A 12,236-nucleotide genomic window follows, 5' to 3' on the forward strand; every position below is an offset into this window, starting at 1 on the left:
ACGCTAGGTCATCTTTAAGCGATTAAATATCTCATTCTTTAAACCACAATGTCGACTATCATAACACAAGCGGTTTCTTTCTGATATTTTTTGCAAAAAGTCGTTAAATCAGACCGCATAAAACATAAAAATCCCCTAAAATTAATATTTCAGAGGATTTTTTAATAAGTTCAAGTGAATAAGTGTATTACTTATACTTGTGTATATTTAGGTTCTGTAAAAACAGTCACTTCAGGTGCTTGGCCGGTGAATTTTTCAACCTGCACTGTTGCTGTATTTGGTGAGTTACCTTGAGCTAATTTTGAGGTACCTTCATCACGCGTTAATACATTTGGTTACCATTTTTACACAATGGTTTATCTGCGGTTCCTAGATCCATTGGGTCATACCAAGCACCTTCATGCAATGCGATAGTGCCTTTAATTATGCCATATGTTACCACTGCGCCCGCTAATACTTGACCACGTTTATTGAAAATGCGGACAATATCACCATTTGCAATGCCACGTGCAGCCGCATCTTCTGTATGAATTAAGGCAGGCTCACGATCATTTACTGCATAAAGTTTACGCAAGGAAGTATAAGCTAATTGACTATGTAAACGATATTTGGAATGCGGTGTTACTAAAGCAAGCGGTTCTTCTGCGGTTGTTTTACCTGAAAATTCCTCGTGTTCCATCCACATTGGGTGGCCTTTACAGTCGTCATAATTCATTTTTGCTACCACATCAGAGAAAATCTCAATTTTACCTGATGGCGTACCTAATGGATTTAATAATGGATCTTGACGGAATTCTTGATAACGTACCCATTTTTTCGCCTTTTCAGATGCTTTAAATGTTAATGGTTTATTATCTGCCCAAAATTGTTCAAATTTAGGCATAATCACTCTATTTTTACGCGCTGCGTCAAATGCGGTTTGATAGAATGATTTTAACCAATCCATTTCTGATTTGCCTTCAGTAAATTCCGCTTCTTTACCTGCGCACTTAGCTAATTCAGCAAAAATATCATAATCATTCTTAGCTTCAAACTGTGGTTCAATGACCTGTTTCATCGGGAAGATATTCATCATTGAATAATCACCGGACATGGTTAAGTCATTGCGTTCATAACTAGTAGTTACAGGGAATACAATATCTGCCATACGTGCTGTTGGTGTCCAATGGCATTCATTAATAATAATGGTTTCTGCCACGCTTTCACTCACAGGTTAGTATTTTGATGATGGGTAAATGGGTTACCGCCCGCCCACCAAACAACTTTAATATCTGGATAAGTAACAGTTGTACCATTGTAATCAATCTTTTTACCCGGATTTAACAATGCATCAGAAATTCGTGCTACAGGGAATGAATATTTAGATGTTTCATCTAACCAAGTTTTAGCCCCTGCATCAGCTGATGGATTAGCAGAAATTGAACCTAAAATACCACCGGTTGCTGTTGGTGCGCCGCCATTTGAATAATGATAACTAAAACCAAATCCACCACCCGGTAAACCAATTTGACCTAACATTGAGGCAAGTGTTACGACCATCCAGTAACTTTGCTCACCATGGCGTTGGCGTTGAATCCCCCAACCGGTCATTAACATTGTTCGTTTGCTTTGGAAATCTAAAGCTAATTGTTTAATAACCTCAGCAGGTACGCCACAAATTTTACTTGCCCATTCAGCATCTTTTACTTGTTTATCTTCTTTTCCGAACAAATATTCCTCAAATTTTTCATAACCTGTGGTGTATTTTTTAAGGAATTCTTTATCGTGTTTATTTTCAGCAACTAAAGTGTGTGCCATACCAAGCATTAAGGCAACATCAGTCCCCGTATTCACCGGCACCCATTCAGCACCTAAAAATTCGTAACTTTCACTTTTAACTGGATCAATACAGATAACACGTTTACCGCTTTCTTTTAATTTTTTAAAGTATTCGATACCTTGTTGATCTGTTGATGTCCATGCAATACGTAATGTATTTAATGGGTTAGCAGACCATAACACGACAATGTCACTGTTTTCTAATACCACTTCCCAGCTAGTTTGCTGTTCATAAACTTCAATAGTACCAAGTACGTGTGGCATAATAACTTGAGCAGCACCCGTTGAATAATCGCCTTTTACACCGACAAAACCACCGGTAACGTTTAAATAACGTTGTAACAAAGTACGCGCCGCATGCAATGAACCTGAACTATACCAACCATAAGAACCACCAAAAATACTACTTGGGCCATGAGTATCACGCACACGTTTCTATTTCATCGCTGACTAATTCAAAGGCTTTATCCCAAGAAATACGAACCCATTCATCTCGACCACGTAAAGAAGTGTCTTTCTTGATGAACGGTTAATTTATCTTTAGCAGCATCATCAACCAAACCCACCATAATACGCTGACCTAATCCACTATAAATAACGCCTTCTGCACCAACTTGTCGCCAACCTTTAACCACGGCTACGATTTTATCGCCTTCTTCTTGCCAATTATGTAATTCAGCAAAAGGTAATAACCGAATTTCACTGCCTTCTGCTAATTTAGCAGAGGTCATGGCTAAGCTATATAAGACTTTATCTGCTGAATTAAATTTACCCCCATGTTTAGCAAGCTCACCTAAAGCCGCTGAATTATCTGCAGGCATTTCAGGCATAAAATGCGCAATGCCTTTATGGTAATCAATACAAGTTTGGTTGGTTTCTTGAGCAATTTTATGCATTTTTTGTGCCGCTTCGCGTTGTTCGGCTAATACCATCGCATCAAAACTATGGCAACTTCGACAAGCAGCAGAATCTGTCTCTTTCATATCTTGCCAAACACGTTGTGCCATTTCTAAGCGATGTTTTTCATACGCTTCTTGATCAGGAATTTTATTAGTAACAAAGGTATGCCATACATCTTTAACTGCTGCCACTTTTGCTTTAACATAATGCCAGCTATCTTGTGGAATGTGGCAATCCGCACATTCTGCCCGAATCCCTTTTCGATTAGAAAAATGCACGCTATCTTCCCATTCTGCTTGTGGATGAGTCATTGAATGGCAACTCACACAAAATTCAGTGGAATTCGTTGATTTTAGCACCGCTTGAGTACCTAATAATCATTTAACTTAACAATACAATCAAAACAAAAATCACACATAAATATATAATTTGATAAAATAATATTGCGTTATTTTATTAAGTTATTAGAATAATTATTTTTAGACTCCGAGCCTACTTTCCTAAGTCTTATTAAATTTGAGCAAATCATAATAGATATGGAAACTGTGCCAGTAATCATTGATTACAAAGGATTTTGAGAAATCAAACCTCCTCTCGTATTTAGAAAGGTGTCCTATGCAAACCATCCCAATTAAAACTATTGGCGATCCATCCTTATGCAATCTTGTTGATCGATTCCAGCGTCAATACACTTATCTAAGATTATCTATTACCGAGGTATGCAATTTCCGTTGTAACTATTGCTTGCCAGATGGCTACAGACCACCATCTCATAAACAACATTTTCTTAATTTGGTAGAAATTAAACGGCTTGCACGCACTTTTGCTAATCTTGGTACAGAAAAAATCCGAATCACGGGGGGTGAGCCTACCTTACGTAAAGACTTTCTAGAAATAGTCGAAACCATTTCACAAACAGAAGGCATTCATAAAATCTCATTAACCACTAATGGCTATCGTATGGAGCGTGATATCCATTTATGGCAACAAGTCGGTATCACCGATCTCAATATTAGCGTAGATAGTTTAGATCCAAGACAATTTCAGCTGATCACGGGCGAAAATAAATTACAATCGATCCTAAAAGGCATTGATCGTGCTTTTGAACTCGGTTATAAAAAAATTAAAGTAAATGCCGTATTAATGAAACAATACACCGCTGCCGAGCTAGATAAGTTTTTAGCGTGGATTAAACATACACCGATTCAGATGCGCTTTATCGAACTAATGGAAACCGGCGAAATGGATAATTTTTTTAAAACCCAACATTTATCTGGGCAAACCGTAATGCAACGCTTATTAGCCGAAGGTTGGCGACTGCAACCTAAAGCGGTCAATGATGGCCCTGCCAAAGTGCTAGCACACCCTGATTATCAAGGAGAAATAGGCTTAATTATGCCTTATGAAAAAAACTTTTGTGCAAGTTGCAATCGGCTCAGAGTCTCCGCCACCGGCAAATTACATCTTTGTTTATTTGGTGAAGAAGGGCTTGATTTACGTGATCTTTTATTGAGTGATGAACAACAACCTCAATTAGCCGCACGATTAAAATCTGCCTTACAAACTAAACGTGAACACCACTATTTACATATTGGTAATAGCGGTATACGCAATAACCTTGCTTCAATTGGTGGTTAAACAGCAATAATAGCCCTAATAAGCGGTCTATTATTAACTGATTTTTACTTTTGGAAAGAATATATGCATCAATTTACACATATCAACACGAATGGCGAAGCCAACATGGTTGACGTTTCAATCAAACAAGACACTATTCGCACAGCAAGCGCCGAAGCATTTGTAACAATGAACAGTGAAACATTACAAATGATTATTTCAGGCAATCATCACAAAGGTGATGTATTTGCAACCGCCCGTATTGCAGGTATTCAAGCAGCGAAACGAACTTGGGAATTAATTCCACTCTGCCACCCATTATTACTGTCAAAGATTGAAATTCAATTAGAAGTATTAACCGCAACTAATCAAGTACGAATTGAATCATTATGTAAACTAAGCGGTAAAACTGGCGTTGAAATGGAAGCACTTACTGCTGTAAGCGTGGCGGCATTGACCATCTATGATATGTGTAAAGCGGTCCAAAAAGATATACTCATTGAAAATATACGCCTATTACATAAAAGTGATGGCAAATCAGGTAATTTCAACGCGGTATAATGTTGAAAAAAGCATAAGGAAATATATGATTACAGTTTTATTTTTTGCTCAAGTGAGAGAATTAGTCAATACCGAAAAATTACAGCTATCGGCTGAATTTGCCACCGCTGAACAATTGCGTGTACATTTAAGCCAACAAGGGAAAAAATGGCAATTGGCATTAGAAAAAGACAAGTTATTAGTGGCGATTAATCAAAAAATTTTACCGCTTGATAGCCAGATTAACGCAGGTGATGAAATTGCCTTTTTTCCGCCAGTAACCGGAGGTTAGTATGCAACAAAGTGTTATTGAAGTACAACAAGCACCTTTTGATCAGCACGCCATTTATCAGTGGTTAAGTGAGCCACATAGTGTGGGTGCAACCACTATATTTGTTGGAAAAGTACGGGAAATGAATTTAGGCGACAATATCTCTGGTTTATATTTAGAGCACTATCCTGCAATGACTAAAAAAGCATTACAAGAAATTGTCAATCAGGCACGCCAACGGTGGGAGTTACAACGTATCGCCGTGATTCATCGGATCGGACAATTACACACAGATGATGAAATTGTATTAGTAGGTGTTAGCTCAGCACATCGAGGCGATGCTTATCTAGCAAACGAATTTATTATGGACTATCTCAAAACTAAAGCACCTTTTTGGAAACGTGAAACAACTGCTGAGGGAGAGCGTTGGATTGAAAGCCGTGAAAGTGATGAACAACAACTAGAAAAATGGCGATAAGGCAATCCATTCACTGCATCTTAGTATCTTTTATCAAGTTGTTTTTGTTAAAATGAACTTTTATCATTATTTTACTAAATTATATGAATCCTATCATTGATCTACAAATTGCCTCTGAAAATAGCCAAGGCTTACCTAGCGCACAACAGTTTAGCGATTGGGTCAAGCACGCTTTAACTTATGAAGCACAAACTAGCAATATCCCACTTACTGAATTAACTATTCGGATTGTTGATGAGGCTGAAAGCCATCATTTAAACTTGACTTACCGTGGTAAAGATAAACCAACCAATGTGTTATCTTTCCCTTTCGAAGTGCCTGAAGGGATTGAATTACCGTTACTAGGCGATTTAATTATTTGTCGCCAAATAGTCGAGAAAGAAGCCCTAGAACAAAAGGTTTCCCTTGATGCTCATTGGGCCCACTTAACTGTTCACGGCACCCTACATTTACTTGGCTATGATCATATCGATGAACACGAAGCAGAACAAATGGAAGGATTAGAAAGTGATATTATGCAACAACTTGGCTTTCAAGATCCTTATTTAGCTGAAAAATAATTGCAGAATAATGCGCCAGTTAGTCATTCTTTCAACAATGCCACCGACTCAAGGTGGCGTTCTGCTCAACAGCCAAAACTTCAGCAAAGCAAAACAATTCCTCGGCCAAGAATACCCTTTTGCGCTCTATGATATGCGGTCAGAAAATGGAATTTGCTTCAATTTAGAGGCCTTTGCTATTATCGTTGGCACTATCCAAGAAAATGGCACGCTCTACCTCATTTGCCCCAATTGGCATTCAGTCGAACAACAAATTGATGTTGATGCAATTCGCTGGAATGGCGGTGTTGCGATTGCTTGCCCACACTTTTTTCAACACTTTAAAAGATTAATCAACAAATTTGGCTTTGAAGTTACTTCTCGCCCCCAGCAACCATTCATAAAAACAGCCTCTAGTTATCCGACTAAATTAATACAATTTACCGATGAACAGCAAAATATTTTGCAAAAACTACCGCTTGATCCTGCCGAAATTCACATCATCACGGCAGCACGTGGGCGAGGAAAATCAACATTAGCGGGAAAACTAGCCGAACAATTTGCTAAAACTGAGCAAGTGATTTTAACTGCGCATCGTAGTTCTAGCATACAAAAAATATTACAAACTGCGAGCATAAATATTCCGTTCTTTGCGCCCGATAAACTATTAAACCTGATTGAAACAAAGCAAATATCAGCTGATCATTTACTCTTTATAGACGAAGCCGCTTGCATACCCTTGCCGATTTTACAACAGTTAGGTAACTATTTTAAAAAAGTTATCCTAACCACCACAACTCAAAATTACGAAGGTACTGGACGAGGTTTCAAACTAAAATTAGTAAAACAACTCCATCGCACCACTAAAGAATGGCAACTTTTCCAACCATTACGTTGGTCTAATCACGATCGATTAGAACAATTTACGAATGAATTGCTATTACTGAATGATGAACTAATTCCCCTCGATCAAAATAGCCAATTCTATCATTTATTAGCCAACGCTCACTATAAAACGACCGCAACCGATTTACGCCGTTTATTCGATGCTGACCAACAACTTTTTCATCAATGTTATGATAAAAATCAGCGCTTAATGGCTGGCATTTGGGCGGTAAAAGAAGGTGAATTATCCCAAGATCTAGCTGAAGCGATTTGGGCAAGCAAACGGCGTCCCGCAGGGAATTTAGTGGCACAATATTTATGTTGTCAAGGCAATCTAATTGAGGCTTGCCAATTAAAATCAATCCGTATTTCACGAATTGCGGTTCAACCTGATTTGCAAAATCAAGGCATAGGAAGCCAACTTGTCAATGACTTTATGCAAAAAATGCAAAAAAATAACAAAAACAGACCGCTTGATTTTATTTCCGTTAGTTTTGGCATTACACTACACTTACTTACGTTTTGGCGGCGCAATGGCTTTCAACTAGTACAAATTACTCCAACCAAAGAAGCTAGTAGCGGCTATCATAGTGCAATGATGCTCTATCCACTTTCCCAACAGGGTAAACAATTTGTAACTAAAGCAGTAAAACAATTTGAACGAGATTTAGCATTACAGCCTTTCTATCCCACTTTAAAAAACTGCTTAGCTATTCCAGCACACGTAGAAAATGAAATGAATCAAGATGATTGGCAAAATTTGCATGGCTTTGCTTTTGCACAACGCTCATTAGCCAATTGTTATACTAGCCTAAAACGGCTTTACATAACACATCAAGCGCAATTAACGATCCTAGCCCCACTGTTTACTCATCGTTATCCCGCTAATCAAAAAGTGTGGATCCAACAATGCAGAATAGCCATTCGGCCATTTATACAATAAAAAAAGCGAGTATAAACTCGCTTTTTTATGCCAGATTATTTATGTCGTTCTAACCATTTTCCATCAATAAAATCAACAATCCATTTTGTTGCTTTTCCCTCTTTTTCTGAGGTCACATATTGACGTTTCTCTTTACGGCTAAAGCGAATAATAGCTTGATTACCCTCTGGATCTTGCTGTGGCGCATCTGCTAAATATTGCAATTTAGCAGGTAATCGATCACGGTATAACGCTAACTCAGCGACTTTGGGTGCACGCGTTTCTCGTGATTTAGGGAAGTTATGTGCAGACATAAATACCCCACTAGCACCATCACGTAACACAAAATAAGCATCTGATTTTTCACATTTCAATTCAGGGAAATGTGTTGGTTCTTCACGTGGTGGAGCAACTTCACCATTTTTTAAAATTTTACGGGTATTATCGCAAGCAGTACAGGCCATATATTTACCAAAACGACCTAATTTTAGGTGCATATCTGCACCGCATTTATCACATTCAACAATAGGCCCATCATAGCCTTTTATTTTGAAGCTTCCTTGCTCAACAATATGGCCATCACAATTTGGATTATTACCACAAATATGTAATTTTCGTGTTGAATCAATAATATAGCTATCCATTGCAGAACCGCATTTAGGACAACGTTTGCGCGCTAATAATGCTTTTGCTTCAGATTCTTCATCAAGTACATTAAATAATTCCGCTTCTAAAATTAGGTTCATTGTCGTTTTACAACGTTCTTTAGGCGGTAATGAATAGCCTGTACAACCTAAAAAGACACCTGTAGAAGCAGTACGAATCGCCATTTTTCTTGCACAAGTTGGACAATCTATATCCGTCACAACTAAGCTATTTGGCTTCATTCCACCTTCAAGCTCATCTAATTCTGCTTTGCTCAATTGTTCAGAAAAATCACTAAAGAAGCTATTTAACGCCTCTTTCCAATTTTTATTACCCTTGGCGATCTGATCTAAGGTTTCTTCCATATTAGCGGTGAAATCGTAATTCATTAAATCACTAAAGGATTCATCTAACCGATCAGTAACAATTTCCCCCATTTTCTCCGCATAAAAACGCCGGTTTTCAGTACGCACATAACCTCGTTCTTGAATGGTCGAAATAATGGTCGCATACGTTGAAGGACGGCCAATACCACGTTTTTCAAGCTCTTTAACTAACGCGGCTTCACTGAAATGCGCAGGTGGTTTCGTAAAATGTTGGCTAGGGATTATTTCTGCTAGTGTTAATTTTTCATTCAACATCACGGCTGGTAATTCTTGATCTTCTGCCGTTTTTCCTTGTATAGGTAATACTTTCGTCCAACCATCAAAGCGTAATACACGCCCTTTTGCTTTTAATTCATAGTCGCCAGCCGTAATAGTTAAACTGGTCGAATCATATCTTGCAGGGGGCATTTGACACGCGACAAAGCGACGCCAAATTAAATCATATAAACGTTCAGCATCTTTTTCCATTCCTTTAAGATCACTCATTTTTACCCTAACATCTGAAGGGCGAATGGCTTCGTGTGCTTCTTGTGCGTTTTCCTTACTTGAGTAGAAATTTGGCTTGGCTGGCAAATAGTCTGTACCAAAGTGGTTTTCAACATACTCTCGTACCATTGTTAATGCATCTTGACTTAAATTTATTGAATCTGTACGCATATAAGTAATGTAGCCCGCTTCATATAGACGCTGTGCTAACATCATTGTTTTCTTTACCCCAAAACTTAAGCGTGTGCTGGCTGTTTGTTGCAGTGTTGACGTAATAAAAGGTGCATTCGCTTTAGAGGATGTGGGTTTTTTATCAATATCCGACACAAAAAATTCGCAACATTGTAACGCTTTTACCGCATTATCTGCTTCAGTCTGGTTTTTTGCCACAAACTTTTTGCCTTTATAGCTTGTTAAGGCTAATGGCAATCTGCCATTTTCAGCTAACGTATTGGCTAAAATATCCCAATATTCTTCCGGTTGAAACGCTTTAATTTCACGTTCACGCTCAACGAGTAATTTCACTGCAACCGATTGAACACGGCCTGCAGATAAGCCTCTAGCTACTTTTTTCCATAGCAATGGCGATACCATAAAACCGACGATACGATCTAAAAATCGCCGAGTTTGCTGTGCATTAACACGATCTAAATTGAGCTGTTCTGGCTTTTGGAATGCTTTTTGAATGGCATTTCTAGTGATTTCATTAAAAACAACTCGACTAAAATGCTCTTCTTTACCGCCAATCACTTCACGCAAATGCCAAGCAATTGCCTCCCCTTCTCTATCCAAGTCGGTCGCAAGATAAATATGGTCGGCTTTTTTAGCTAAGGATTTCAATTCGGAAACCACTTTATCTTTATCCGGTAGAATTTGATAATTTGCTTTCCAATCGTGATATGGATCAATGCCCATCCGTTTAACTAATGCCGCTCGCGCTTTATCCGCTTTTACTTTTGCTTTCTGATCGGCTGTTAAACCTTTAGTTGAGATTGGTTTGACTTTTTCCGCTTTTTCACTACCGCTTTTTGGTAAATCGCGAATATGTCCAACACTCGACTTCACTATATAATCGCTGCCTAAGTACTTATTAATCGTTTTAGCTTTAGCTGGCGACTCAACGATGACTAATGATTTTCCCATTAATGACTATCCACAAATAAAATAATGATTAAAGAAATTTATAAGATAATTTCTTATTAGTTGATATTTAATACTAATTGACTCAAAATACCGGCAACAATAGCAAGCATCTCGCTAAAATACAATATATAGATAAAGAAAATGGATAAACTAAATACGCACTCATCGCCAATAATGGTTATGGGTTACAATAAAATACTAATTATCCAATGCCAACATTAATACTTTTGACATACGTTGATAATTATAATGGCGTTGTTTTTCAACGGGTAAATCCGTTGGTTGTATTTGCACAAAACCTCGTTCTTGAAACCATTGTATTGTGTGGGTAGTTAATACAAATAATTTTTCAATATTCAATTTATAGGCGCGTCGTCTAATCGCTTCTAGTAAAATATCACCTCTCGCAGAATCACGATAATCAGGATGTACGGCAACACAAGCCATTTCTGCCATTTTCTCAGCGGGATAATGTATCAAAGCTGCGCAAGCAATTACAATACCATCACGTTCAATAATCGTATATTGGCTAATTTCCATTTCTAATTGTTCACGTGAACGTTTGACTAAAAGGCCTTGATCCTCTAACGGGCGAATTAAATTCAATAAGCCAGCAATATCAAATGATGTGGCAAGTCAGAATACATTCTGAGCTTGCTTCGGATAACTGGGTGCCAACGCCATCACGTGAAAATAACTCTTGCAACAAAGAACCATCCGTTTGATAACTGATTAAATGTGAACGTTTAATGCCAGCATGGCAAACATCTATCGCCGCTTGTAAAAAATGTGCGGCAGAATGGTGATAATCACCTTGCTGAATAAATCTTTTTAAATGTTGTTTGGCTTCACGCGGGTGAATATCTGAAATGACCTTACCCTGTTCGTCTAGTAATCCTTGGCGGTCACAAAAGGCTATTAATTTATCTGCTTTAAGTTTGATGGCTAATTGAGTCGCAATTTCTTCAAACGACAAATTAAACATTTGGCCAGTTACTGATGGCGCTATTGGACCAATCACGACAATTGCATTTTGCGCTAATTGCTGTTGAATGGCCTCAATATTAATCCGTCTAATTTTACCACTCAAGCCATAATCTACGCCATCAATCACGCCAAGCGGTTGGGCAAGAATAGCATTACTGCTGACTACATTCAGCACCGGTGAATGGGCTAACCTAAGCGATAAGCGGGAGAAAATATCATAATGTAAGCTACCCACAGCTTGTTTAATGATTTCAAGCATATTGCTGTCTGTCACACGAATATTATGATGATAACTTGAAGAAATATTATTTTGCTTTAACAAGTTTTCAATTTGACAACGGGCCCCAAATACGATTACTAACTTAATCCCTAAACTATGTAATAAACTAATATCGTTGGTAATATTAATAAAATTTGGATGTGCAGTTGCGTTACCATCAAGCATAATGACAAAAGTTTTATGTCTGTGCATATTAACGTATGGCGCTGATTGCCTGAACCATTCAATTAATTCTGTATTACGCATATTCTGGATCCTTTTTATGATCTTTATCTCAATTCACATCACTAAAAAAGCGGTTAGATTTGCAAAAACATTTACAAAATAAACCGCTTGATT

The 12,236-nt window shown here is 37.9% G+C and carries 7 protein-coding genes, 3 pseudogenes and 1 riboswitch; of the genes and pseudogenes, 6 read left to right on the plus strand and 4 right to left on the minus strand.

Annotated features, from left to right (window positions below; all coding sequences use genetic code 11):
• Positions 1-191: 191 nt before the first annotated feature.
• Both BMX01_RS07995 and BMX01_RS03730 read right to left on the minus strand, forming a co-directional pair.
• A pseudogene (locus BMX01_RS07995) lies at positions 192-2,335 on the minus strand (molybdopterin guanine dinucleotide-containing S/N-oxide reductase); the annotation flags it as partial.
• Positions 2,328-3,095 (minus strand): annotated as a pseudogene (locus BMX01_RS03730) (NapC/NirT family cytochrome c); the annotation flags it as partial. The pseudogenes BMX01_RS07995 and BMX01_RS03730, both read right to left, overlap by 8 nt.
• Positions 3,096-3,190: 95 nt before the next feature.
• Positions 3,191-3,345, plus strand: a riboswitch (molybdenum cofactor riboswitch).
• Here BMX01_RS03730 and moaA point away from each other — a divergent pair.
• From moaA to BMX01_RS03760, 6 genes are all read left to right on the plus strand, one after another.
• Positions 3,334-4,356, plus strand: a complete 1,023-nt coding sequence (moaA, locus tag BMX01_RS03735) for a GTP 3',8-cyclase MoaA (protein WP_064083294.1) — start codon at positions 3,334-3,336, stop codon at positions 4,354-4,356. (Overlaps the previous riboswitch by 12 nt.)
• A 63-nt stretch (positions 4,357-4,419) precedes the next feature.
• The gene (gene moaC / locus BMX01_RS03740; protein ID WP_064081856.1) at positions 4,420-4,896 is read left to right on the plus strand and encodes a cyclic pyranopterin monophosphate synthase MoaC; all 477 of its coding nucleotides are present in this window, start codon (positions 4,420-4,422) and stop codon (positions 4,894-4,896) included.
• A 25-nt stretch (positions 4,897-4,921) separates the two neighbouring features.
• Positions 4,922-5,167, plus strand: a complete 246-nt coding sequence (gene moaD, locus BMX01_RS03745; protein WP_064081855.1) for a molybdopterin synthase sulfur carrier subunit — start codon at positions 4,922-4,924, stop codon at positions 5,165-5,167.
• A 1-nt stretch (position 5,168) separates the two neighbouring features.
• On the plus strand, positions 5,169-5,624 hold the full coding sequence (gene moaE, locus BMX01_RS03750) for a molybdopterin synthase catalytic subunit MoaE (RefSeq protein WP_064081854.1): 456 nt from the start codon (positions 5,169-5,171) through the stop codon (positions 5,622-5,624).
• A gap of 83 nt (positions 5,625-5,707) precedes the next feature.
• Positions 5,708-6,184 carry an rRNA maturation RNase YbeY gene (ybeY, locus tag BMX01_RS03755; protein WP_064081853.1) on the plus strand — a complete coding sequence of 159 codons (477 nt, stop codon included), beginning with the start codon at positions 5,708-5,710 and terminating at the stop codon, positions 6,182-6,184.
• A 10-nt stretch (positions 6,185-6,194) separates the two neighbouring features.
• The gene (locus BMX01_RS03760; protein WP_064081852.1) at positions 6,195-7,991 is read left to right on the plus strand and encodes a GNAT family N-acetyltransferase; all 1,797 of its coding nucleotides are present in this window, start codon (positions 6,195-6,197) and stop codon (positions 7,989-7,991) included.
• Between the two features lie 35 nt (positions 7,992-8,026).
• Here BMX01_RS03760 and topA read toward each other — a convergent pair whose 3' ends face one another.
• Entirely contained in the window at positions 8,027-10,630 is a 2,604-nt protein-coding gene (topA, locus tag BMX01_RS03765) for a type I DNA topoisomerase (RefSeq protein WP_064081851.1), read from the minus strand.
• A gap of 198 nt (positions 10,631-10,828) precedes the next feature.
• A pseudogene (gene argA, locus BMX01_RS03770) lies at positions 10,829-12,143 on the minus strand (amino-acid N-acetyltransferase).
• Between the last annotated feature and the right edge of the window lie 93 nt (positions 12,144-12,236).

The sequence above is a fragment of the [Haemophilus] ducreyi genome (genome assembly GCF_900109315.1).
GTDB classification, from domain to species: Bacteria; Pseudomonadota; Gammaproteobacteria; order Enterobacterales; family Pasteurellaceae; genus Haemophilus_B; species Haemophilus_B ducreyi.

Coding starts and splice junctions, on each gene's coding strand:
- moaA (WP_064083294.1), top strand. CDS start 3,334: ATGCAAACCATCCCAATTAAAACTATTGGCGATCCATCCTTATGCAAT.
- moaC (WP_064081856.1), top strand. CDS start 4,420: ATGCATCAATTTACACATATCAACACGAATGGCGAAGCCAACATGGTT.
- moaD (WP_064081855.1), top strand. CDS start 4,922: ATGATTACAGTTTTATTTTTTGCTCAAGTGAGAGAATTAGTCAATACC.
- moaE (WP_064081854.1), top strand. CDS start 5,169: ATGCAACAAAGTGTTATTGAAGTACAACAAGCACCTTTTGATCAGCAC.
- ybeY (WP_064081853.1), top strand. CDS start 5,708: ATGAATCCTATCATTGATCTACAAATTGCCTCTGAAAATAGCCAAGGC.
- BMX01_RS03760 (WP_064081852.1), top strand. CDS start 6,195: ATGCGCCAGTTAGTCATTCTTTCAACAATGCCACCGACTCAAGGTGGC.
- topA (WP_064081851.1), bottom strand. CDS start 10,630: ATGGGAAAATCATTAGTCATCGTTGAGTCGCCAGCTAAAGCTAAAACG.